Origin of the sequence: Virgibacillus sp. CM-4 (genome assembly GCF_000445495.1) — a bacterium.
GTDB lineage: Bacteria > Bacillota > Bacilli > Bacillales > Amphibacillaceae > Virgibacillus > Virgibacillus salexigens.
The window spans coordinates 678887-704687 of sequence record NZ_AUQA01000006.1 but is presented as its reverse complement, the minus strand read 5'-3'; the positions used below and the strand labels follow the sequence as shown (position 1 = coordinate 704687).

At 37.1% G+C, this 25801-nt stretch carries 23 protein-coding genes; all 23 read left to right on the top strand.

Annotation, left to right across the window (positions count from 1 at the left end; translation table 11 throughout):
* The first annotated feature begins 102 nt into the window (after positions 1-102).
* Positions 103-4389 (top strand): PolC-type DNA polymerase III, encoded by a 4287-nt coding sequence (locus M948_RS36835; protein ID WP_021291543.1) that lies wholly within the window; start codon positions 103-105, stop codon positions 4387-4389.
* A gap of 310 nt (positions 4390-4699) precedes the next feature.
* On the top strand, positions 4700-5170 hold the full coding sequence (rimP, locus tag M948_RS36830; protein ID WP_021291542.1) for a ribosome maturation factor RimP: 471 nt from the start codon (positions 4700-4702) through the stop codon (positions 5168-5170).
* Between the two features lie 15 nt (positions 5171-5185).
* Positions 5186-6280, top strand: coding sequence for a transcription termination factor NusA (gene nusA, locus M948_RS36825; protein ID WP_021291541.1), 1095 nt, complete (start codon positions 5186-5188; stop codon positions 6278-6280).
* A gap of 12 nt (positions 6281-6292) precedes the next feature.
* On the top strand, positions 6293-6574 hold the full coding sequence (gene rnpM / locus M948_RS36820) for an RNase P modulator RnpM (RefSeq protein ID WP_021291540.1): 282 nt from the start codon (positions 6293-6295) through the stop codon (positions 6572-6574).
* A complete protein-coding gene (locus tag M948_RS36815; RefSeq protein WP_021291539.1) occupies positions 6561-6863 on the top strand; it encodes a L7Ae/L30e/S12e/Gadd45 family ribosomal protein in 303 nt (100 codons plus the stop codon). The genes rnpM and M948_RS36815 overlap by 14 nt, the downstream gene beginning before the upstream one ends.
* A 19-nt stretch (positions 6864-6882) precedes the next feature.
* Entirely contained in the window at positions 6883-9033 is a 2151-nt protein-coding gene (gene infB, locus M948_RS36810) for a translation initiation factor IF-2 (RefSeq protein ID WP_021291538.1), read from the top strand.
* Entirely contained in the window at positions 9030-9308 is a 279-nt protein-coding gene (locus M948_RS36805; RefSeq protein WP_021291537.1) for a DUF503 domain-containing protein, read from the top strand. Before infB ends, M948_RS36805 begins: the two co-directional genes overlap by 4 nt.
* A 48-nt stretch (positions 9309-9356) precedes the next feature.
* Complete coding sequence (rbfA, locus tag M948_RS36800; protein ID WP_031335584.1) at positions 9357-9698, top strand: 30S ribosome-binding factor RbfA; 342 nt, start codon at positions 9357-9359, stop codon at positions 9696-9698.
* 77 nt (positions 9699-9775) lie between these two features.
* Entirely contained in the window at positions 9776-10666 is an 891-nt protein-coding gene (truB, locus tag M948_RS36795; protein ID WP_021291535.1) for a tRNA pseudouridine(55) synthase TruB, read from the top strand.
* A 21-nt stretch (positions 10667-10687) separates the two neighbouring features.
* Entirely contained in the window at positions 10688-11632 is a 945-nt protein-coding gene (locus M948_RS36790) for a bifunctional riboflavin kinase/FAD synthetase (RefSeq protein WP_021291534.1), read from the top strand.
* Between the two features lie 126 nt (positions 11633-11758).
* Positions 11759-12028 carry a 30S ribosomal protein S15 gene (gene rpsO, locus M948_RS36785; RefSeq protein ID WP_021291533.1) on the top strand — a complete coding sequence of 90 codons (270 nt, stop codon included), beginning with the start codon at positions 11759-11761 and terminating at the stop codon, positions 12026-12028.
* A 337-nt stretch (positions 12029-12365) separates the two neighbouring features.
* On the top strand, positions 12366-14486 hold the full coding sequence (pnp, locus tag M948_RS36780) for a polyribonucleotide nucleotidyltransferase (RefSeq protein ID WP_021291532.1): 2121 nt from the start codon (positions 12366-12368) through the stop codon (positions 14484-14486).
* Between the two features lie 133 nt (positions 14487-14619).
* Positions 14620-15567 (top strand): polysaccharide deacetylase family protein, encoded by a 948-nt coding sequence (locus tag M948_RS36775; RefSeq protein WP_021291531.1) that lies wholly within the window; start codon positions 14620-14622, stop codon positions 15565-15567.
* A 30-nt stretch (positions 15568-15597) separates the two neighbouring features.
* Complete coding sequence (locus M948_RS36770; protein ID WP_021291530.1) at positions 15598-16815, top strand: M16 family metallopeptidase; 1218 nt, start codon at positions 15598-15600, stop codon at positions 16813-16815.
* A 79-nt stretch (positions 16816-16894) separates the two neighbouring features.
* Complete coding sequence (locus tag M948_RS36765) at positions 16895-17137, top strand: YlmC/YmxH family sporulation protein (protein WP_021291529.1); 243 nt, start codon at positions 16895-16897, stop codon at positions 17135-17137.
* A 166-nt stretch (positions 17138-17303) separates the two neighbouring features.
* Positions 17304-18173, top strand: coding sequence for a dipicolinic acid synthetase subunit A (gene dpaA / locus M948_RS36760; RefSeq protein WP_021291528.1), 870 nt, complete (start codon positions 17304-17306; stop codon positions 18171-18173).
* A gap of 123 nt (positions 18174-18296) precedes the next feature.
* A complete protein-coding gene (gene dpaB / locus M948_RS36755; protein WP_021291527.1) occupies positions 18297-18887 on the top strand; it encodes a dipicolinate synthase subunit B in 591 nt (196 codons plus the stop codon).
* Between the two features lie 63 nt (positions 18888-18950).
* Positions 18951-20003, top strand: a complete 1053-nt coding sequence (locus M948_RS36750) for an aspartate-semialdehyde dehydrogenase (protein WP_021291526.1) — start codon at positions 18951-18953, stop codon at positions 20001-20003.
* A 10-nt stretch (positions 20004-20013) separates the two neighbouring features.
* On the top strand, positions 20014-21240 hold the full coding sequence (gene dapG, locus M948_RS36745) for an aspartate kinase (RefSeq protein WP_021291525.1): 1227 nt from the start codon (positions 20014-20016) through the stop codon (positions 21238-21240).
* 19 nt (positions 21241-21259) lie between these two features.
* Positions 21260-22132: a 4-hydroxy-tetrahydrodipicolinate synthase gene (dapA, locus tag M948_RS36740; protein ID WP_021291524.1), complete on the top strand. Its 873-nt coding sequence runs from the start codon at positions 21260-21262 to the stop codon at positions 22130-22132.
* A 122-nt stretch (positions 22133-22254) separates the two neighbouring features.
* On the top strand, positions 22255-22989 hold the full coding sequence (locus M948_RS36735) for a ClpP family protease (protein ID WP_021291523.1): 735 nt from the start codon (positions 22255-22257) through the stop codon (positions 22987-22989).
* On the top strand, positions 22986-23189 hold the full coding sequence (locus M948_RS36730) for a YlzJ-like family protein (protein WP_021291522.1): 204 nt from the start codon (positions 22986-22988) through the stop codon (positions 23187-23189). Before M948_RS36735 ends, M948_RS36730 begins: the two co-directional genes overlap by 4 nt.
* Positions 23190-23323: 134 nt before the next feature.
* Positions 23324-25603 carry an FtsK/SpoIIIE family DNA translocase gene (locus tag M948_RS36725; RefSeq protein ID WP_021291521.1) on the top strand — a complete coding sequence of 760 codons (2280 nt, stop codon included), beginning with the start codon at positions 23324-23326 and terminating at the stop codon, positions 25601-25603.
* The last annotated feature ends 198 nt before the right edge of the window (positions 25604-25801 follow it).

The window sequence follows — 25801 nt, the reverse complement described above, 5'->3', positions numbered from 1 at the left end:
CTTGTCAAAGATGTGCAGGCAGGGGTTTTCCATCTTTATAATAGATGTGTTATTTTAAGACTAGAGAATCATTTGATTCGTTGACGGTACAGGAGGATGAAAATGAGTATTTCAAGGAACGAGAAAATGGATGTACTGTTAGAACAATTACAGATCTCAGATGATCATTTACCTTATTTCTCTGGCAGCTATTTAAATAAATTGGAAGTGTATAAACAGACGAAATCATGGCATTTTCATATTTATACAAAACAAGTACTTCCTTGGGAAGTGTATCAAGTTTTTAGTAGTAAATTAAAAGAGAGCTTTCAGCAAATAGCGGAAGTGGATTTATTTATTGAAGCAGAAGATAAAACATGTGATGTAGAAACAACTTCAAAGTACTGGCAGCATTTTATACAATCATTTACCAACCTTTCACCTGCCTACAAAGAAATGGTCCAGAACCAAACTCCTCGGGTTGAAAATAATAATATTATGTTAACTGCAAGAAATGAAGCTGAGGCTACGGCTTTAAAAAAACGTTTAGAGGAAACATTTAGGCAGTATTGCTCCAAGGCAGGCTTGTCCACGTATTCTTTACGAATTGAGGTCAAAACCGAAGAAGCAGATTTTCAAAAGTTTAAAGAGCAAAAAGCATTAGAAGATCAGCAACTCGTTCGTAAAACTGTTCAAGAGAAGGAAAAGCGTGATCAGAATAAAACGCAAAATGACAATAAGCCAGTTATGCTTGGCTATAAAATTCAAGATGAGCCGATTTCGATGGAAGAAATCCTTGAAGAAGAGCGTAGAATTACCGTGCAAGGCTATATATTTTCCGCTGAGATTCGAAAATTACGTTCAGGTCGTAGTCTACTAATTATAAAGGCTACAGACTATACGGATTCACTACAAATTAAAATGTTCTCTAAAGGCGATGAAGATGCTGAAAAATTTGAAGCTGTTAAGGAAGGCATGTGGGTTAAAGCAAGGGGCAGTATTCAAACAGATATGTACACAAATGAATTAGCCATGATGGCTAATGATATACATGAAGTAAAAGTAGCCCCCCGTAAGGATCTTGCTCCAGATGATGAAAAGAGAGTTGAGTTGCATGCTCATACGACAATGAGTCAAATGGATGCGGTAGTCTCACCAGCAAATTTAATTAGTCAAGCAGCGAAGTGGGGACATAAAGCAGTTGCCATTACGGATCATGGTGGAGTACAAGGATTTCCCGATGCATATGCAGCAGGTCAGAAACATGATATAAAAGTGCTGTATGGAGTAGAAGCAAACCTAGTCGATGATGGTGTACCTATCGCCTATAACGAAAGTGATTTGGATTTAGAAACAGGTACATATATTGTATTTGACGTAGAAACTACTGGATTATCTGCAGTGTATGACACTATTATTGAGCTTGCCGCAGTTAAAGTTCACCAAGGTGAAATCATAGATCGTTTCGAATCTTTTGCTAATCCACATCATCCACTATCACAAACGACGATAGACCTTACTGGGATTACAGATGATATGGTAGAGAATGCACCTGAAGTAGACGATGTAGTAAAAGACTTTCATGAGTGGATGGGTGATGGTATTCTCGTAGCACATAATGCTAGCTTTGATATGGGCTTCTTAAATCAAGGTTTTAAAAAAATAAATTATGAAAAAGCTAGCAATGCTGTTATTGATACATTGGAATTGGCAAGATTCTTATTCCCACAATTAAAAAATCATCGATTAAATACATTATGTAAGCATTTAGACATTGAACTTACCCAGCATCATCGAGCCATTTATGATGCTGAAGCAACGGGCTATTTATTGTGGAAACTAGTACAAGCATTGTTGAAAAAAGAAATTATAAATCATAATCAACTTAATAATCATATGGGAGAAGGAAATGCTTATCAACGATCCCGGCCATTTCACTGTATTTTACTGGCCCAAACACAAGAAGGGCTTAAAAATATTTATAAATTAGTATCACATGCACATATTGATTATTTTTATCGCGTTCCACGAATCCCGAGGTCGTTAGTACAAAAAATGAGGAATGGGATTCTTATTGGATCAGCATGTGATCAAGGCGAAGTTTTCGAAACGATGATGCAAAAATCCGAAGAAGAAGCTGAAAGTGTTGCTGATTTCTATGATTATATTGAGATTCAGCCACCAGCAAACTATTCCCATTTGATTGAAAAAGACCTCGTACAAAATGAAGCACAAATCATGGATATTATTAAAAAATTAGTTAAATTAGGGGAACGCATAGAAAAACGTGTGGTAGCAACAGGTAATGTGCATTACCTTGATGATCATGATAAAGTCTACCGACAAATTTTAGTAGCTTCTCAAGCTGGAAATCCATTGAATCGAGTAACATTACCGGAAACACCGTTCCGAACAACAAATGAAATGGTAGAAGCTTTTCATTTTCTCGGTGCAGAGAAAGCGAAAGAAGTAGTTGTTACCAATACATCACTGATCGCGGAAGAAATTGAATCTGTTTCGCCAGTGAAAGATGGCTTGTACACACCTACGATTGAAGGTGCAGACCAAGAAATGCGTGATTTATGTTATGCGCGTGCGAAAAAAATTTATGGGGAACCTGTTCCCGAAATTGTTACGAATCGATTAGAAAAAGAATTAGAAAGTATTATCGGTCATGGATTTGCAGTAATCTACCTGATTTCCCATAAACTTGTTAAAAAATCGTTAGATGATGGCTACTTAGTAGGCTCACGTGGATCGGTTGGATCTTCTTTTGTAGCAACGATGACCGAGATTACAGAGGTGAACCCATTACCTCCACATTATGTATGTGAAACCTGCCATTATAATGAGTTTATTACGGACGGTTCAGTTGGTAGTGGATTTGATTTACCGGATAAAGAATGTCCTAACTGTCAAACACCACTTACAAAAGATGGTCAAGACATACCTTTTGAGACGTTTCTTGGATTTAAAGGGGATAAGGTTCCAGATATCGATTTGAATTTTTCTGGTACGTATCAACCCCGCGCCCATAATTATACAAAAGAGCTGTTTGGGGTGGAAAATGTTTACCGTGCAGGAACAATAGGTACAATAGCTGAGAAAACAGCATATGGCTATGTGAAAGGATATGCGTCCGATAAACAGCTCGTCTATAAAAATGCAGAGGTAGATCGACTAGTTCAAGGTTGTACTGGGGTGAAGCGAACGACTGGGCAGCACCCTGGTGGAATCATTGTGGTACCGGAAGACAAAGAAATTTTTGATTTTACACCAATTCAATTTCCTGCTGACGATCGTACAAGTGAATGGAGAACAACCCATTTTGATTTCCATTCGATTCATGACAATTTGTTAAAGCTAGATATTTTAGGACATGATGATCCAACCGTAATTAGGATGCTTCAAGATTTAAGCGGAATAGATCCTAAAACCATCCCCACAGATGATCCTGATGTCATGACGATTTTTTCGGGTCCAGAAGCACTTGGGCTAACTGCAGATCAAATTAATTGTAAAACAGGAACATTGGGTGTTCCTGAGTTTGGAACAAAATTCGTACGACAGATGTTAGAAGATACGAAACCAAATACATTTGCAGAATTAGTGATCATTTCCGGGTTGTCGCATGGTACAGATGTATGGCTAGGTAATGCGCAAGAGTTAATAAATGATGGGATATGTGAATTACCTGACGTTATCGGATGTCGTGATGATATAATGGTATATCTCATGCATAAAGGGTTGGACGCTTCATTAGCATTTAAAATTATGGAATTTGTACGAAAAGGGAAAGGCTTGCAGGATGAATGGATAACAGAAATGAAGAAACATGATGTACCAGATTGGTATATTGAATCTTGTAAGAAGATTAAATATATGTTCCCGAAAGCTCATGCTGCCGCCTATGTTTTAATGGCTGTACGAATTGCCTATTTCAAAGTACATCATCCGATTTTCTTTTATGCTGCATATTTTACTGTTCGTGCTGATGATTTTGAATTAGATACGATGATTAAGGGTTCTCAAGCTATTCGTAAGCGTATGGAAGGGATTGCTGCTAAAGGAAACGATGCATCTCCAAAAGAAAAAAGTTTATTAACCGTTTTAGAAATTTCATTAGAAATGTGTGAAAGAGGCTTCTCCATCAGCAAAGTTGATTTATATAACTCTAGCGCTACAGAATTCATTGTTGATGGTGATAAACTAATTCCGCCATTTAATGCTGTAGATGGCTTAGGAACGAATGCTGCTATTAATATAGTAAAAGCAAGGGAAGAAGGAGAATTCTTATCAAAAGAAGATCTTCGTGAGCGTAGTAAAATATCTAAAACGGTATTAGAGTATCTAGATAATCATGGATGTTTAGAAGGAATGGCAGAACAAAATCAATTATCTCTTTTTTAAATAGGAAGCATAGATTAGTAGAAAAAACCATGTTTATTATAAGCCGAACTTGGAAATAGTGATAATAGAGCTGATAAGCTTGCGTGGTTTGTAACCGTATGGTATACTTATTTTGGTAAGTAATGATACGAACTTTTTGAAAGAGTGGGTCTATGCCCACTCTTTCTTCATACCTCTTTTCAACTTTTGTTTATTGCCCCCCTTGCCACAACTCTCGGCAGGGGTTTTATATTGAAATAAGGTTATGAAAATGAAAATACAAATAGTTGTCTATACTAGTATGTAAAAACAGCATAAAGGAGGATATGAGTTGAGTTCTCAAGTTATTAAAACAACTGAAGAATTAGTTCTTCCTATCCTGGAACAAAAGAATCTTGAGTTAGTTGATATTAAATATGTAAAAGAAGGTCAAAATCGTTTTCTCCGAGTTTATATTGATAAGGATGGTGGTGTCGATATTACAGAATGTGGAGAGGTATCTGAGGAACTAAGTGAGAAGTTAGATCAAGCAGACCCAATTACGAATGCTTATTTCCTAGAAGTATCTTCACCTGGTGTGGAACGACCGTTAAAAACGAAGGAAGATTTTGAAAAACATGTAAATCAAAATGTTTATGTTAAACTGTATGAGCCAATCGATGGCGAGAAAGTGTATGAAGGAATACTTAAGGATTTTCAAAACAATGTATTAACCATTGAATATAAATCAAAAACGCGTAAATTATCAGTAGAAATTCCATATGACAAGGTGGCTAAAGCCAGACTTGCTGTTACGTTCTAAAGGGGGAGAAAAAAGGTGAGCACGCAGTTGTTTGATGCAATTGATCATTTAGCAAAAGAAAAAGGTATTGATAAGGATATTCTATTGGAAGCGTTAGAAGCAGCTCTAATTTCTGCTTATAAAAAGAACTTTAAATCAGCGACTAATGTTCGTGTTGAGTTGAATGAAGAGACTGGTAAAATGGGTGTGTTTTCCAGAAAAACGGTTGTTGAAGAGGTAGATGACAATCAAGAAGAAATAACCGTTGATGAAGCAAAAGAAATAAATCCTAATTATGAAGTCGATGACGTTGTAGAAGTTGAAGTTACACCGAAAGACTTTGGGAGAATTGCTGCTCAAGCTGCTAAACAAGTAGTTACACAGCGAGTAAGAGAAGCTGAACGCGGTGTCATCTTCTCGGAATATTCAGATCGAGAAGAAGATGTAATGACTGGTATTATCCAGCGGAAAGATTCTCGATTTGTTTATGTGAACTTAGGAAAGATTGAAGCTAAACTTGCCGAAGCGGAACAAATGCCAACTGAAGAATATTATATACATGACCGAATTAAGGTATTTGTTACAAAAGTAGAAAACACGAGTAAAGGTCCACAAATTTATATTTCTAGGTCGCATCCAGGTCTATTAAAACGTCTATTTGAGATGGAAGTGCCTGAAATATATGATGGTATTGTTGAGATTAAATCTGTTGCAAGAGAAGCTGGAGACCGCTCAAAGATATCTGTGCATGCGCCAGATCCTGAAATAGACCCAGTTGGTTCTTGTGTTGGACAAAAAGGACAACGTGTACAAACGATTGTGAATGAATTAAAAGGCGAAAAAATAGATGTAGTCGAATGGTCAGAGGATCCGACCGTCTATGTATCAAATGCGCTAAGTCCGTCCAAAGTTGTTGAAGTATTAGTTGATGAAGAAGAAAAAGCAACAACCGTAATTGTTCCTGATTATCAACTATCATTAGCAATTGGGAAACGTGGTCAAAATGCGAGGCTTGCTGCTAAATTGACCGGCTGGAAAATTGATATTAAGAGTGAATCAGAAGCGCGTGAAGAGGGGCTTCTAAATGAAGAAGAAGCCTACTCTAATAACGAAGAAGACATTTTTGAATAAGGGGGATATGACGTGGCACAGAAAAGAAAAATCCCTACTCGGAAATGTGTAGTTACAAATGAATTGAAACCAAAAAAAGATTTAATACGCATTGTGCGTAACAAAGAAGGAGAAGTCTTTGTTGACCCAACAGGAAAGAAAAATGGGAGAGGCGCTTACCTATCCAAAGATATAGGCGTAATTGACAAAGCTGAAACTTCAAATATTCTTAGTAGACATCTCAATGCGGAAGTGGATGCTTCATTGTTTGATGAGTTACGAGAGTTTGTGAGTAATCAAAATGAATCAAAATAAATATTTAAATCTTATAGGTTTAGCTTTTCGTGCGGGTAAATGTTCAATTGGAGAAGACTCCATTCTTAAACATATCCGATCAAATCGTGCAAAGCTTGTCTTGATTGCAAATGATGTTGGTCCTCAAACAAAAAAGAAACTAACAGACAAATGCAAATCCTATAATGTTCCATTTGCCATAGTTGATGATAGAGATACACTGTCTAATGCTATTGGAAAAACCCATAGAGTAGCAATTGCCATTTTAGATGCAGGGTTTGCTGATAAGATAAGGTCGTTACTCGGGTAATAAATTCGGGGGTGAACGTATGAGTAAAATGCGTGTATATGAATATGCAAAACAAAATAACATATCCAGTAAAGAGGTAGTATCCTTTTTAAAAGAGCAAGGCGAAGAAGTAACAAATCACATGTCAACGATATCTACAGAAGTGGTAACAAAATTAGATAATCAATTTAAGAAAGCTAAACAGCCAGAACAAAAGGAAGCGCCGAAACAACAAGATGCAAAACCGGCTGGTAAGAATGGTTTTCATAATACGCAGAACAAACAGAAACAGGCACCAAAAGATCAAAAGAAAAAATCAAATAAGCCAAATAAACATCAGCAAAAACCTCATGGGAAAAATCAAAAAGGTAAAAAAGGCAAAGGGAGTAATAAGCCTGCTGGTAAACAACAACAGCAGCAACCTGAAAAGAAAGAGACACCGAAGCAAATTACTTACCATGGTACGTTAACGGTAAGTGAATTAGCAGAGAAATTGAATAAAGAGGCTTCGGAAATAATTAAAAAATTAATGTTTCTAGGTGTAATGGCTACTAAAAACCAGGATCTTGATGATGATTCAATCGAACTTATATGCGATGAATTTGGGGTAGAAGTTGAGAAAGAAATTATTTTAGAAGATACTGATTTTGATAAATATATTAAAGAAGATAAGCCTGAGGATTTGGTAGAAAGACCAGCAGTTGTCACTATTATGGGGCATGTTGACCACGGGAAAACGACACTCTTGGATTCCATCCGTCATACAAAAGTAACTGCAGGGGAAGCTGGTGGAATCACACAGCATATCGGTGCCTATCAAGTAGATAATGATGGCAAAAAAATCACGTTTCTTGATACACCTGGTCATGCTGCCTTTACTAGCATGCGTTCACGTGGTGCGCAAGTAACAGACGTAGCAATTCTAGTAGTAGCCGCTGATGATGGTGTTATGCCGCAAACCGTTGAGGCGATCAACCATGCTAAGGCTGCAGAAGTACCGATTATCGTCGCTGTAAATAAAATGGATAAAGAAGGGGCTAACCCAGATCGTGTGATGCAGGAATTAACAGAATATGAACTGGTTCCCGAAGACTGGGGTGGAGATACTATTTTTGTGAACCTTTCAGCAATAAAAGGGGAAGGTATTGATGATTTACTAGAAATGATTGTACTTGTTTCAGAAGTAGAAGAATTAAAAGCCAATCCGAATACTACTGCATTTGGAACAGTTATTGATGCCCAACTTGATAAAGGGAGAGGCTCTGTTGCTACCCTACTTGTTCAAAACGGGACATTACATGTAAGTGATTCGATTGTTGTAGGAAATACGCATGGGCGTGTTCGAGCGATGGTAAACGAGCTTGGTAAACGTGTTACAGATGCTGGGCCATCGACACCAGTGGAGATCACTGGATTAAACGATGTTCCTCAAGCAGGTGATCAGTTCCTTGTCTTTAAAGATGAGAAAAAGGCGCGTCAAATTGGGGAGGCCCGTCAACAAAAACATATTCAAGAAAATCGAAGTGAACAATCGAAAGTTAGTCTAGATGATTTATTTGAACAAATTAAACAAGGTGATATGAAAGAAATTAATATCATTATTAAAGCAGACGTACAAGGTTCTGCAGAGGCGCTTGCTTCTTCTTTACGAAAAATTGAAGTAGAAGGCGTCAATATTAAGATTATTCATACTGGGGTCGGTGCAATTACGGAATCAGATATTATTCTTGCAGCTGCTTCAAATGCGGTCGTGATCGGATTTAACGTACGACCTGATGCAAATGCGAAGAAGGCTGCCGAATCTGAAAAAGTAGATGTAAGGCTTCACCGAGTTATATACAAAGCAATCGAAGAGATCGAAGCAGCGATGAAAGGTTTACTTGATCCAGAATATGAAGAAAAAGTAATTGGCCAAGCTGAGGTAAGAGAAACATTTAAAGTTTCGAAAATAGGTACGATTGCGGGTAGTTATATTACAGATGGAAAACTAACCAGAGATTCAGGTGTACGCCTCATTCGCAATGGTGTTGTGTTATTCGAAGGCGAAATCGCAGCATTAAAACGATTTAAAGATGACGTCAAAGAAGTAGCCCAAAATTACGAGTGTGGCGTAACAATCAAAAATTTCAATGATATTAAAGAAGGAGATGTCATTGAAGCATTTGTAATGGAAGAAATTGAGCGCAAATGATCCTATATGCTGAAGTAGAGTGCATGTTGTATGAGGGACGTTCTTTAAAGCAAAAGCGCTCCGTTATTAAACGGTTAATCTCGAAGTTAAAGCATGATTTTAATGTAGCTGTTACTGAATTGGATTATCATGACTTGTGGCAACGCACAAAGCTTGGCATTGTGACAATTTCTACCGAGCAGAAACATGCAGAACAAGTGATTCAGGGAGTATTACGCGTAATTGATTCATATACTGAACTTGAACGAACAATTACCGATGTGGAAAAAATCTAACTTACAGCTCCCTTGTTCTGTAAGGAGTTCAATGACGAGGTGATGGAAATGGCAGATTTACGTTCAAACAGAGTAGCTGAACAAATGAAAAAAGAGCTTGGTGAAATTTTAACTCGAAAGATCAAAGATCCACGCGTGGGATTTGTGACGGTAACTGATGTGGAAGTTACTGGTGACCTGCAGCAAGCTAAAATATTCATATCTGTATTAGGGGATGAAAAACAAAAGCAGGACACATTATTAGGCTTAGCAAAGGCAAAAGGATTTATCCGCTCTGAAATAGGCCAACGGATTCGTTTGCGAAAGACACCAGAGTTAATGTTTGAATTTGACGAAGCTTACGAATATGGAAATCGAATTGAAACCATTCTTCGCGATTTAAATAAATAATGTCTTCAAAAAATCTGACCTATGATAGGTCAGATTTTTCCTTCATCCCAGTAAAGAAAATGGAGGTACAATAATAGATGAATGGAATATTGTCGTTATGGAAGCCGAAAGGATTAACTTCTCATGATTGTGTGGTTAAAGTAAGGAAATTATTCCAAACGAAAAAGGTTGGTCATACTGGCACATTGGATCCAGATGTAGAAGGTGTATTGCCAATATGTATTGGACAAGCTACTAAAATTGTACCCTTCTTAACAGACACCAGAAAAACATACACGGGTAAGTTAAAATTAGGCATATCAACCGAAACGGAAGATGCTTCTGGCGATATTGTAGATAAAAAAAAGGTAACTACGTTTCCAAGCTCAGGTCAAACAAAAGCGGTTTTTCAAGGATATACTGGTTCCATTAAACAAAAACCACCAATGTATTCTGCAGTAAAAGTAAAAGGCAAAAAATTATACGAATATGCTCGGGCAAATGAAGTTGTTGAACGGCCTGTGAGAGATGTAACTATATTCAAGTTAGAACTTATTCAGCAAGAAGAAGAAGAGAATTGCATATCTTTTCGGGTTGAATGTTCAAAAGGTACCTATATACGCACGCTTTGCGTTGATATTGGTAAATCACTTGGATATCCTGCTCATATGGTCTCATTAACAAGAGAAAAAACCGGTGCATTTTCAAAGAAAAATGCAGTTACATTTGCTACAATAGAAGAGGCAGTCGAACAACAGAAAGAATCTGAACTTTTATATCCCTTACAAAAAGGGCTTTCTCATCTTGATTGCCTTTATGTAAACCATGAGCTTATGGAAAAAGTACTTCATGGACAAAAACTAATCCGTACGAATGAAATGCATACGGATCCATTTACGGTAATGTATCAAGATAGGGTTCTAGCTATATACCAGGTTCATCCTGAAAAACCAGCGTATATAAAGCCAGTTCGGGTTTTCAGTAAATAATAAAAGTGCAGGTGAAACACGGTGCGAACATTTGAATTAAAATACCCGCATTCTTTAGTTTTGGCAGATCTACCAGAGACTGTAACAGCAATTGGTTTCTTCGATGGCATACACAAAGGACATCAACATGTTATCCGAACTGCTGTCTCAAAAGCAAAAGAAAAAGGTATGGAAAGTGCTGTTATTACATTTTATCCGCATCCCACTGTCGTATTAAAAAAAGATGTACAGCACGTCAGATACATAACTCCCTTGCGTGAGAAAAAGGAAATTCTTAAAAGGCTGGGTGTCGATCGACTTTATATCATTAATTTTAATCATGACTTAGCAGCTCTATCACCACAGGATTTCGTTGATCATTTTATTAAAGGCCTTCACATCAAACATGTTGTAGCTGGGTTTGATTTTTCCTATGGTCATAAAGGGAAAGGAAACATGGATACAATTGCAGAACACGCTGCGAATGCGTTTACAACTACCACAATTAGTAAAGTAGAATTAGATGATAAAAAAGTCAGCTCTACAAGAATTCGTGAGTTGTTAAGCATAGGAAATGTTGAAAAGGCGAATGAATTGCTTGGTCGCCCACTGACAGTGGATGGTATCGTTGTTAAAGGGGAACAGCGGGGAAAAGAAATGGGGTATCCAACTGCGAATATTGATACAAATACAGAAGCATTGCTACCCAAACCAGGAATATATGCGGTAAAAGTTATATATAAGAATGAAAAATATGAAGGAATGGCAAGCCTTGGATTCAACCCTACCTTTGATACCGGTTTAACCGAACCTGTACTCGAAGTGAATATTTTTGATTACAATAATGACTTATATGGTGATGAATTGTTTGTAGAGTTTCATAAATTCATACGTGATGAAGAAAAATTTGCTAGCATAGAGCAATTGATCACAGAATTAGATCAGGATGAAGTAATAAGTCGTAGTTTTTTTTCCAAGCCGCATTAACGAAATTACTTGCATTTTTGCTAAAAAAATTGTACGATAAGGTACGTGGAACCATCGCTTGGCAAAACGTAACTCCGACGTTTGCTAGGGGAATGGGGATAAAAATAATATTAGGAGGTGAGCCAGATGGCTATTACACAAGAACGTAAAAATGAAATTATTAATGAATACAAAATTCATGATACGGACACTGGTTCTCCAGAGGTACAAATTGCTGTACTTACTGAAGAAATTACCAAATTAAACGAACATTTACGTGTTCATAAGAAAGATCATCATTCACGTCGTGGTCTTTTGAAAATGGTTGGTAAACGTCGTAATTTATTAAATTATTTACGTAATAAAGATGTTACACGTTACCGTGAACTAATTAAAAATCTTGGCCTACGCCGATAGATGTAAAAAGCAGGAGAGATCCTGCTTTTTTTATACATTAAGAACATTCTCTATCTAACCCGCTTTTGTCTTAAAACATGTTTAGATCGTTGGTAAGAAATTAGATGGCAGATAGTTACTGTGTAAGCTTTTTTACATGAAGATTGACATTTTATCGTATGGATCTTATCCTTTTCTTTTACTTTCTTGCACCTATTTGTATAAAATAGTGCATGGGTGATTGTTTAAAAGGTGTGTAATCATAAAAATAGTTAATTATCTACATAAAATTTACAATCATGCTTATAAACTATAGAATGAAGGTTAGAATGGTTAATTGAAAGGAGTACTTAAACTAATGGCAGAAGAAAAACACCTATTTTCTACCGAAATTGCCGGTGAAAAATTTACCGTCGAGATAGGCGAGTTAGCAAAACAAGCAAATGGCGCTTGTATGGTACATTATGGTGATACGTCTGTATTGTCTGTAGCAACTGCGTCAAACGAACCAAAGGACCTGCCCTTCTTCCCGTTAACGGTAAATTATGAAGAACGGCTATATGCAGTTGGCAAGATCCCAGGAGGGTTTATTAAACGAGAAGGAAGACCAAGTGAGAAAGCTATTTTGTCATCACGATTAATTGATCGTCCGATTCGTCCATTATTTCCAGATGGCTTCCGAAATGAAGTACAAGTAATTAGCACCGTTATGAGTGTAGATCAGGATTGTCCATCTGAAATGGCAGCGATGATTGGATCATCGATTGCATTAAGCGTTTCTGATATCCCTTTTGCGGAACCAATTGCTGGCGTAAACGTTGGTCGTGTTAATGGTGAATTTGTAATTAATCCTACCATCGAACAAGAAGAACAAAGTGATATTGAACTAACCGTTGCTGGTACGAAGGATGCCATCAATATGGTAGAGGCAGGAGCTAACGAAGTACCTGAAGAGGTAATGTTAGAAGCAATTATGTTTGGTCATCAAGAAATTGCTCGTTTAGTTTCCTTCCAAGAAGAAATTGTACAAGCCGTTGGAGCAGCTAAAAAAGAAGTTATTTTATTTGAAGTTGATGATGAGCTGGCTACAAAAGTTGAAGCTGAAGCTTCCACAAAACTGCTCAATGCAATTCAGGTGAAAGAGAAGCATGCGCGTGAAGAGGCAATCAGTGCGGTGAAAGACGAAATTCTCGAAGCTTATGATGAAGAAGACAAGGAACAATATACACAAGTCAAGGCTGTTCTTGACAAAATCGTTAAGGAAGAAGTACGCAGACTAATAACGAAAGAAAAAATTCGCCCTGATGGACGTAAAATTGATGAAATTCGTCCATTGTCTTCACGAATTAATGTATTACCAAGAACACATGGATCTGGATTATTTACAAGAGGGCAAACCCAAGCGTTGAGTGTTTGTACATTAGGCGCTCTCGGAGATGTTCAGATATTAGATGGGCTTGATTTAGAAGAGTCTAAACGATTTATGCATCACTATAACTTCCCTCAATACAGTGTAGGTGAAACAGGACCGATTCGAGGACCAGGTCGTAGAGAAATTGGTCATGGTGCATTAGGTGAACGTGCTTTAGAGAAAGTCATTCCTTCTGATAAAGACTTCCCTTATACTATTCGTCTTGTTTCTGAAGTGTTAGAATCAAACGGTTCGACATCACAGGCTAGTATTTGTGCATCTACGTTAGCGATGATGGATGCTGGAGTTCCAATCAAAGCACCTGTTGCAGGTATAGCTATGGGGTTAGTTAAATCAGGAGACGATTACACAATTTTAACTGATATTCAAGGAATGGAAGATGCCTTAGGAGACATGGACTTTAAAGTAGCTGGAACTGCTAAGGGTGTTACTGCATTACAAATGGATATTAAGATTGAAGGTCTTTCTAAACAAATATTAGAAGAAGCATTAACTCAAGCAAAACACGGACGTATGCAAATCCTTGATTCCATGCTTGCAACGATTAAAGAACCAAAAAATGAACTATCTGAATACGCTCCTAAGATTTTAACGATGAAAATTAATCCAGATAAGATTCGTGATGTTATTGGCCCAAGTGGTAAACAAATAAACCAAATCATTGATGAAACTGGTGTTAAAATTGATATTGAACAAGATGGCAGTGTGTTCATTTCATCTACAGATGCAACGATGAACGATAAGGCGAAAAAGATTATCGAAGATCTTGTACGAGAAGTAGAAGTTGGACAAATGTATCTTGGAAAAGTGAAGCGTATTGAGAAATTTGGAGCATTTGTTGAATTATTTAAAGGAAAAGATGGGCTCGTCCATATTTCAGAATTGGCCGAGGAGCGAACAAATAAAGTGGAAGATGTCGTTTCAATTGGCGATGAAATAATGGTTAAAGTCAAAGAAATTGATAATCAAGGCCGGGTTAACCTTTCTCGAAAAGCTGTGTTAAAAGAAGAGCGGGAAAGAAAAGAAGCTGCAGAATCTCAATCCTAATAATGAACGAAAACAAGAAGCTGGCCGCCCAGTTTCTTTTTATTTTTTAAAAATGGAGATGCATACAAACGCTACAAAGTTAATCATACCTTGTCCCTCTTACTCATATATATGAGTCAAGGGAGGGATATGGATGTACAGATATCGGCAATTGATTCATTTTTTTGTATTTATCATTTTAGTCGGATTAACGTTTGATTTAGGGACAACTCCTGTTGCAAATATAAAAGAAACACCAGAAATAATGGAAGCCGTGAAAACAGAAGATGTGTTATATAAGGAAATTGAAGCAAAGGCGAGGGAATTTGAAGAAGCGCCCCAAAATGCTTATATTGATAGAGTTTGGAAAAAAACACCTGGAAGAAATGGTTTACAAGTCAATATTGAAAAGTCCTATGATAAGATGAAAGATAAAGGGGAATTCGATAAGTCATTATTGGTGTTTGATCAAGTTACTCCTGAAAAAAATTTAGAGGAATTACCTGCATCGCCTATTTATCGTGGTCATCCAGAAAAACAAATGGTTGCATTTTTAATTAATGTCTCTTGGGGAGAGGAATATGTACCTGAAATTTTATCTGTATTAAAAGATAATAATGTAAAAGCTACGTTTTTTATTGAAGGAAAATGGGCAAAGAATAATGCTGAGTTAGTAAAAATGATTCATGAACAAGGGCATGTCATTGGGAATCATGCATATAATCATCCAGATATGTCTAGAATGACAAATCAGCAAATTTTGGATCAAATCGTTCAAACGAATGATATTATTAAAGCAATAATTGGTAAAAGCCCAAAGTGGTTTGCACCGCCAAGTGGCAGCTTTAATGAACATGTGGTTCAAGTTAGTCATGAATTAAACATGCAGACGATACTATGGACCGTCGATACAATTGATTGGAAGAACCCATCCGTTTCTGTTATGATTAACCGAGTTAATACTAAAATCCATCCAGGTGCAACGGTGTTAATGCATCCTACAGAAGCTACAGAACGAGGTCTTGATTCGCTTATTAAGGCAATTAAAGCGAAAGATTTAAAAATCAATACGATTGAGAAGCTTATAGAATCCCAACGATAACATCTAGCTAATCACTTAGGAGGAAAAATCTTGATAGAAAAACATTCGTGTAAAAACGGTTTACGTGTCGTATTAGAACGTGTACCAGCAGTTCGTTCAGTAACCATTGGTATATGGGTGTTAACTGGATCTAGAAATGAAACAGAAGAAAATAATGGCATCTCTCATTTTTTAGAGCATATGTTCTTTAAAGGAACTAAGAATCGTTCCCCTCAAGATATCGCAGAAGAGTTTGACGCAATTGGTGGACAAGTAAACGCCTTCACGTCTAAAGAATATACATGCTTTTATGCAAAAGTTTTGGATACACATAAAGATGCTGCATTAGAAATCCTTGCAGATATGTTTTTTAATTCCACATTCGATGAAGATGAAATGGAAAAAGAAAAGAAAGTAGTATATGAAGAGATTAAAATGTACGAAGATACACCAGATGATATTGTACATGACTATTTAGCAAAAGCGTCATATGGTAGCCATCCTTTAGGGTATCCAATCCTAGGGACAGAAGGGCATTTAAAGTCATTTACACCAGAAAAGCTAAGAAATTATATGAATAAACGATATACACCAAAGAATATTGTGGTTTCAGTAGCTGGAAATGTTGATTCTTCATTTATACAGTCCATCGAATCATTTTTTGGCAGTTATCAAACCTCGAATCAACCTACGGAAATTACAAAACCAACATTTATCAGTGGGAAAATCGAGCGTCAAAAAGATACGGAACAAGCACATCTGTGTATGGGATATGATGGTCTAGCTGTTGATGATGAAAATATTTATAGTTTAATTATTATGAATAATGTCTTGGGAGGTAGTATGAGCTCAAGGCTATTTCAAGATGTAAGAGAAAAACAAGGATTGGCGTATTCCGTTTTTTCTTACCATTCCTCTTTCATAGATAATGGCTTATTAACGATTTACGCAGGAACAGGGAACGATCAATTAGAACGTTTAACCGACGTCATAAATAAAACAATCGAAACATTTATTTCAAATGGGTTAACCGATAAAGAATTACAAAATAGTAAAGAACAATTAAAAGGGAGTTTATTATTAAGTTTGGAAAGCACAAACAGCCGCATGAGTAGGAATGGGAAGAATGAATTAATCTTACATGAACATCGTACATTGGACGAGATGGTACAGGTTATCGATGCGGTAAATCATAGCTCCATACAGCAAGTAATGGAAACGTTATTTAAACAAGATCCCTCCATCGCTTTAATTGCTCCAAGTCGATAAAAATAACCTATATCAACATAGGTTGATTTTTTTTGCATATACTTGGTAATAACCACGTTAAGAAGGGGTGAAGAGCGGTTTGCGGTATAAAGATATAAGTGGCAAAGAAATTGTTAATGTAAATGAAGGATCACGATTAGGTGTTTTAGGACAAACTGACCTAGAAATAAATGAAAATACCGGTCAAATCGAAGCATTCATTATTCCGAATTATAAATGGTTTGGTTTGAAAAAAGAAGGAGAAGAAACAAAGATTCGCTGGAATGCAATTAAAAAAGTTGGCGAAGACATGATTATTATTGATACGGAGAAAATAAACTAAAAAAGAATGAGAAAAACATAAAATCTTTTATAGGCTGGTGTCCCGACAGGGGATACTAGCCTTTTTTCTTGTCCATATACGAAAACCTAATCACTAACATGCTTCAGGCACATAAGCTATAAAGAAATATGAATTAAAATTGTACGTTTGGAGGGTGTTCACAAGAATGAGTCAAACAATTGCAGTTATTGGTGGAGATGCCCGTTATCTAGAATTAATTCGGCAGCTTCAAGCCTTGACTGAAACCACAATTGTGCTTGTTGGTTTTGATAAATTAGAACAAGGGTTTACTGGTCTTAAACAATTAGATATATATGATGTCGAACCAAGTAAGCTAGATGCTGTTGTGTTACCAATAACTGGTATTGATCAGGCAGGGCGTGTAGAAGCTGTTTTTTCTGAAAAACCAATTTATTTAACATCTGACTGGTTTCAACAATTGCAAGAGTCAACGCTCGTATTTACTGGGATTACGAATAGCTATTTAACCGAAGCAGCAGAAAAAGCTTCCATTCAATTGATACCATTATTAGATCGAGATGATGTTGCTATTTATAATTCGATACCTACAGCAGAAGGTACCATAATGATGGCAATTGAGCATACTGATTTTACCATCCATTCCTCTCGGGTAATGGTTGTCGGTTTTGGAAGAGTTGGCAACACCGTAGCTAATAAATTTTCTTCTTTAGGTGCAAAAGTATCTGTAAGCGCAACAAGGATTAAAGATTTAGCACGTATTACAGAAATGGGGTTAACAGCAGTACCATTAGAAGCATTAGCTGATCATATGCAGGAATGTGATTTATTAATTAACACGATTCCTGCTCCAGTCGTTGAAAAAGATGCAATGAAGCATTTACCATCCCATGCTGTCATTATTGACTTGGCATCAAAACCTGGTGGTACAGATTTTCAATATGCAAATCAACGTGGGATAAAAGCAATATTGGCTAAAAGCTTACCGGGTATTGTTGCTCCAAAAACCTCAGGGAAAATTCTAGCAGATGTTATCAAACAATTTATAACGAAATAAGAGTTAAATTGCTTTTTAAAAACATAATAACGAACATTCAGAAAGGCTGTATTAAAGCCATTCTGAATGAAGTTTTATGTCACTCACACTAGATGAATGATAAACCTTTTGGGAGGCGATTAGATGGATTTAGCAGGTAAAAGAATTGGATTTGGTTTAACAGGATCGCATTGCACATATGATCAAGTTTTTCCGCAGATTGAACGATTAGTAAAGCAAAAGGCAGAAGTTGTACCGATTGTAACGTATACTGTGCGTACTACTGATACAAAGTTTGGCGAAGCAGCAGACCATATCGAAAAAATTGAATCAATTACTGGTAAACGTGTGATTACTACAATGCCTGAAGCAGAACCATTGGGGCCGCAATATCCGTTAGATTGTATGGTTATTGCACCTCTAACAGGTAATTCTTTAAGTAAAATGGCAAATGCATTAACGGATAGTCCCGTACTCATGGCCGCTAAAGCAACGATGAGAAACCAACAACCAGTTGTGTTGGGGATATCTACCAATGATGCACTTGGATTAAATGGAGTTAATTTAATGCGTCTAATGGCAAGTAAATTTATTTATTTTGTTCCTTACGGGCAAGATGATCCATATAAAAAACCAAATTCACTTGTAGCTAAAATGGATCTATTATCTGAAACAATTGAATCTGCATTGGAATTTAAACAACTTCAGCCGGTTATTGTTCCTCATAACAGCTGATCTATGATAAAATGATAAGCTAGAAGTCTATTAAACTTGTATTTGAAGGGAGCAATAGGAGAGATGCCACAAAAATCAGCATATAATGTAGCGGTAGTAGGAGCAACAGGTGCAGTTGGGCAAAAAATAATCCAATTATTAGAAGAGAAGGATTTTCCAATAAATGAATTAAAGCTGTTGTCTTCCAAACGTTCAGCAGGATTAAAACAATTATTTAAACAAACCGAAATTACAGTCGAAGAGGCTACTCCTGAAAGTTTTGCTGGGGTGGATATTGCGTTATTTTCAGCTGGAGGCTCTGTATCTAAGAAATTAGCACCGGAAGCGGTGAAACATGGAGCTGTCGTTGTTGATAATACGAGTGCCTTTCGCATGGATGAAGATGTGCCATTAGTAGTACCTGAGGTGAATAAAGATGATCTCCTTAAGCACCAAGGGATTATTGCTAATCCAAATTGTTCAACCATTCAAATGGTAGCAGCTCTAAAACCATTGCAGGATGCATTTGGCCTTAAACGTGTTATCGTTTCTACTTATCAAGCTGTTTCAGGAGCAGGTAATGAAGCAAATAACGAGTTAGCACAGCAATCAAAAGATTATCTTGATGGCAATGAGACAGAAGCGAATATTCTTCCGGTTAAAGGTGATGAAAAGCATTTTCAAATTGCGTTTAATGCATTACCACAAATTGATGTGTTTCAAGATAATGGATATACCTTTGAAGAAATGAAAATGATTAATGAAACCAAAAAAATCTTACATTCGAAAGAATTGCCTGTAGCAGCTACTTGTGTACGTCTGCCATTCTTCACCTCGCATGCGGAAAGTGTTTATATTGAAGTAGATAAGCAAGGATTAACTGTTCCTAAAATATGGAAAGAGCTTGAAAATGCAGATGGTGTGGTTGTAGAAGATGATCCGACTTCACAGGTCTATCCAACGCCTTTAAGTGCGACGGATAAGGAAGATGTATTTGTCGGCCGTGTTCGAAAAGATCCAGACCAAGAAAATGGGTTCCATCTTTGGGTTGTATCCGATAATTTATTGAAGGGTGCAGCATGGAATACGGTTCAAATTGCTCAAACATTAATTGAAAATAATTGGCTGCAACGATAGAGGTGTTACCATGGGAATATTAGTCCAAAAATTCGGCGGTACTTCCGTACAATCAGAAGAAAATCGCGAACATGTCATTAAACATATAAAAGATGCATTAATGAAAGAATATAAACTGGTGGTTGTTGTTTCAGCATTAGGGAGAAAACCTGATCCTTATGCTACGGATACGCTATTAGGTTTAGTTGACTTTCCAGCAAATAAGAATTCAACTCGTGAATTAGATATGCTCATGTCTTGTGGAGAGATTATTTCATCTGTCGTATTATCAAATGAATTGCAAAAGCATCATATAACTGCCACAGCATTAACTGGTGCTCATGCAGGCTTTGTTACGACAGATGATCATACCCAGGCAAAAATAAAAGAGGTTCAGCCGGATCGAATTTTAAGAGAGTTAGAATCACATGATGTTGTCGTTGTTGCTGGTTTTCAGGGAATTACTCCCGAAGGTGATATCACAACCATTGGAAGAGGAGGTAGTGATACAACAGCAGCTGCGCTTGGAGTTGCATTAGATGCAGAACGTATTGAAATTTTCACTGATGTAAATGGAATTATGACCGCAGATCCACGTGTAGTGGAATCAGCTAGGCCACTCGATATCGTAACCTATACGGAGATCTGTAACTTAGCTTATCAAGGAGCGAAAGTAATTCATCCAAGAGCGGTTGAAATAGCGATGCAAGCAAAGATACCGATGCGTGTTCGTTCAACTTATTCACAAGAGGAAGGGACGTTAGTAACTTCATCGCGAGTAGATGGGATGGATGTTATTGATCGATTAATAACTGGGATCGCTCATATTTCCTCTATCACGCAAATACGTGTGCAGACAAAAGAAGAAGCGTATGGGATGCAATCAGATGTATTTAAAGCAATGGCAGAAGCTGGAATATCTGTTGATTTCATTACGATTTCTCCTACAGGGGTAATATATACAGTACCTAATGCTTTTACTGAAAAAGCAGTCCATATATTAGAAACGCTTGGTTTTCACCCAGAGATAACAGAGAACTGTGCGAAAGTTTCTGCCGTAGGTGCAGGAATGACTGGAGTACCGGGTGTTGCTGCTAAGATTGTGCAAGCATTAACGGATGCAAATGTCCAAATTCTTCAATCCGCAGATAGTCATACTACCATTTGGGTATTAGTACAAGATAAAGATTTGAAGACAGCAGTTAATGCGTTACATGATGTTTTTGAATTAAGTGATGCAGGCAGTCCTGCTAATTAACTGAAAAAAGGTGATAAGAATGAACTTTGGTCAGGTACTAACAGCGATGGTTACACCATTTGATGCTAATGGAAATATCGATTATGACCAAACAACGGTGCTTATTGAATATTTGCTAAGTAATGGCACAGATGGTTTAGTAATTGCAGGTACAACAGGAGAATCACCAACTTTAACAGCGGATGAAAAGATCAACCTGTATAACCATGTTGTAAAAACAGTTAATAAACGTGTACCTGTTATTGCCGGGACTGGAGGTAACAATACAAAAGCTTCGATTGAATTATCGAAAGAAGCACAACAATGTGGTGTCGATGCAGTAATGTTAGTGACACCATATTATAATAAACCAAATCAACTTGGTTTATATCAACATTTTCGTACGATTGCCGAGCAAACTGAATTACCGATCATGCTTTATAATATTCCAGGTAGATCGATCATTAACCTAACTGCAGAAACGACAATTGCATTAAGTAAACTGAGTAATATCGTTTCTATTAAAGAATCGAGTGGAGATTTAGATCAGGTCTCGGAAATCATAGAAGGTACAGAACATGATTTTAGTGTTTATAGTGGTGATGACAGTATGACATTGCCAATGCTTTCTATCGGTGGTTCAGGTATTATTTCTGTTGCTTCACATATTATCGGAAAAGAAATGCAAGAAATGGTAACATTTTTTAAAGGAGGTAATGTAAGAAAAGCAGCACGCCTGCATCGAAAATTGTTACCGATAATGAAGGGCTTATTTTCAGCTCCTTCGCCTTCGCCAGTAAAAGCAGCATTGCGCCTGAAGGGGATTGAAACTGGCGGCTTAAGGTTACCGCTAGTCGAGCTTTCTGATCAAGAAATACAACAATTAAAAATGGTAATAAAAAATACCGACTAATATTAGTCGGTATTTTTCTGTCTACACTACATAGGAATAATACTTTCTGGAATTTAAATGCATGCAGGTTGTTATTTACGCTCATACTAATGGAAGTTATAACAATTAAGGAGTGTGCATAAATGAATAAAGAACCGGAAAAGAAAGATGACCAAAATCAAGAGAATAATTCTTCTGCCTTGGTTCAAAAGATTCAACAATTAGGACAATCCAATGTACCTCAAGCTCCAGATTCCAATATCCATGTATTATCGATTATTGGACAAGTAGAAGGTCATGTACAATTGCCACCTCAAAATAAAACAACCAAATACGAACACTTATTGCCTCAACTCGTTGCCATTGAACAAAATCCTAAGATTGAAGGGGTAATTATCTTACTTAACACAGTTGGTGGGGATGTAGAAGCGGGATTGGCATTATCTGAAATGATTGCTTCCATTTCTAAACCGACAGTATCTATCGTACTGGGAGGCGGTCATTCTATCGGGGTGCCAATAGCTGTAGCAACGAATTACTCATTTATTGCTCCAACAGCAACAATGACGATTCACCCTGTCCGATTGACAGGTTTGGTAATTGGTGTACCGCAAACGTTTGAGTACCTTGATGAAATGCAGAATCGTGTTGTCGATTTTGTAGTAAACCATTCTAATATTAAAGAAGAGAAATTCAAAGATTTAATGTTTGCTAAAGGGAACTTAACAAGGGATATTGGTACAAATGTAGTAGGAAAAGATGCAGTTGAGTATGGATTAATTGATGGTGTCGGTGGGGTAAAAGAAGCAATGGAAAAAGTAAATGAACTTATTAAAGAAAATGGAAATGGTAACCAAGAAGCACAGGTGATTCAATGATTTTATATACACCACTTGCAAATGAGGATGTTTTTCCACCGGCTAATGATAATAGTAATCGGCTTACGATTGCTTATGAAGGCAGACATATGTATTGTGAACAAAAGACGGATGGATCTTATGAAGTATTACAATTGCTTTCTACCGATCCACAAGATTTTTTAAACGAAAAATATCAACCTGGAACAATTTTATCGTAAATCACGATATCCAATATTTTCATACAGCTGTTTTATGATATAATCAAAAGTAAATGCTGTGTAGGACCCTTGCCATTTTTTGGGCAGGGGTTTATTCTTCTTGTATAGTTGCCAAGATAGATTGAGGTGAGATAATGGCAAAAAAACGCAAGAAACGCAAAACCAAATTTAAAAAACAGCTGAAACTAGAGTTGATTGGTTTAGTGTTTATTTTTTTGGGAATATTTGGTAGTGGAGCCAGTGCGATCAGTGATGGCGCAATACCTGGAGGGCTAGAACATTTATTTCGGTTTTTATTAGGAATATGGTATTTTGTTGCGTCAGTACTATTACTTATTACCGGTTTTATTCTTGTAGTCAAGCGTAGATTTCCAGACTTTGCGAATAAAAAATTAATTGGGTTTTATATTGTTTTTGCAGGTATACTATTATTAACGCATATTCAAATGTTCGATGAAGCAATAGCAACAAATTCAAACCTTTCGATTATCGGCACCACTTGGGAGAATTATTCAGAATTTCTAAATAGCCAACTAACCTCTGGATATTTAGGTGGGGGGATGGTTGGTGCATTATTACTAACATTTTCTTATTATTTATTTTCACTTGCTGGTGCAAAAATAGTTGCTGTCTTTTCCATTGGTATTGGGATTATTTTTATGACAGAACTATCTGTTGGTGATATCTTTTCTAAGTTTTGGAAACGAATATCGACAACCATGAAGCAGGCAAATGAAGCTAGAAGGGAAAAACGAGAAGCAAGGCAAGCTAAATCAGAAACTCCTTCTAAAGAAGTAGAAGAGCAAGCAGATGATGAGGTCGTCTATCATATAGATGAAGAGCCGGTAATTCAAGATTTTACGGATGTAGCCTATTCAGGTCAGGAACCTGTACCTGAGTCACCCACTCCATCAGAACCGGTTGATGTGACGCCAAATCAAGAGAAAACAGAGGATGCTCTTGAAAACATGCCAATGACAGAAACAGAAAACTATGAATATGTATTGCCATCAATGAAATTGCTGGCGGAACCTGCTCATAATTCACAGCAGCAAGAAAAATCACAAATCCAGGCGACAGTTAGAAAATTAGAGCGTACATTTACTAGTTTTGGGGTTAAGGCGAGGGTAACCAAGGTACATGTTGGACCAGCAGTTACCAAGTATGAGGTTTATCCAGAAGCAGGAGTTAAAGTAAGTAAAATAGTCAGTCTTCATGATGACTTAGCACTAGCTTTAGCAGCAAAGGATATACGTATTGAAGCACCAATACCAGGGAAATCAGCAGTGGGAATTGAAGTACCGAATCAAGAAGTTGCGATGGTTTCATTACGAGAAGTACTTGATAGTATGGGAAGTAAGGAGTCAAAACTATTATTCGCTTTAGGAAGGGATATTTCGGGAGATGCGATAGTTTCAGAGTTAAATAAAATGCCGCATTTACTTATCGCAGGTGCTACTGGTAGCGGTAAGAGTGTATGTGTGAATGGAATTATCACTACCATTTTAATGCGTACCAAACCACATGAAGTAAAAATGATGATGATCGACCCGAAGAAGGTTGAATTGAATGTGTATAACGGGATTCCACATCTATTGGCACCAGTTGTAACGGATCCGAAAAAGGCATCTAGAGCATTGAAAAAAGTTGTTTCCGAAATGGAAAGAAGGTATGAATTATTTTCTGACACAGGGACCAGGAATATTGAAGGTTATAACGAATATATTCGGAAGCATAATCAACGTGAGGGCGATACGCAACCGAATCTACCATATATTGTTGTTCTTGTAGATGAACTCGCAGACCTCATGATGGTTGCTTCTAATGATGTGGAGGACGCGATTACACGATTGGCTCAAATGGCCAGGGCAGCTGGTATTCATTTAATTATTGCAACTCAAAGGCCTTCTGTAGATGTTATTACTGGTGTGATTAAGGCAAATATCCCATCAAGAATTGCTTTTAGTGTATCCTCATCAACAGATTCAAGAACGATACTTGATTCTGGAGGAGCAGAGAAGTTATTAGGAAGAGGAGATATGTTATTCCTACCAGTTGGTGCATCCAAGCCTACTCGTGTTCAAGGAGCCTTCTTGTCCGATGAAGAAGTAGAACGAATCGTTGATCATTGTATTGAGCAGCAAAAAGCATCCTACCAAGAAGAAATGATCCCAGAGGAAACAAACGAGGTCGTTGATGAGGTAGATGATGAATTATTTGATGATGCCGTACAATTGATTACGGAGATGCAAAGTGCAAGTGTGTCCATGCTACAACGGCGATTTAGAATTGGTTATACACGTGCAGCACGATTAATTGATGCCATGGAACAACGTGGAATTGTAGGGCCATATGAAGGTAGTAAACCTCGTACAGTTCTCGTTAGTCAGCCGACAGAAGAGCAGTCTTCTTAGAAAGGGCAGTATAATACCAGTGCTGGTATTATACTGTTTTTATATTTTTTCTTTCATACGATTATACATTCGGGGTCTTTTTGTCGATGGATGTCAAAATTGGAAGAAAATTTTTAAGGAATTTGTCCTAGAAGTATTTATTTATTAAGTAATACATGATATGATTTATGACGAATAAACCAGTCAAACGTCAGATGT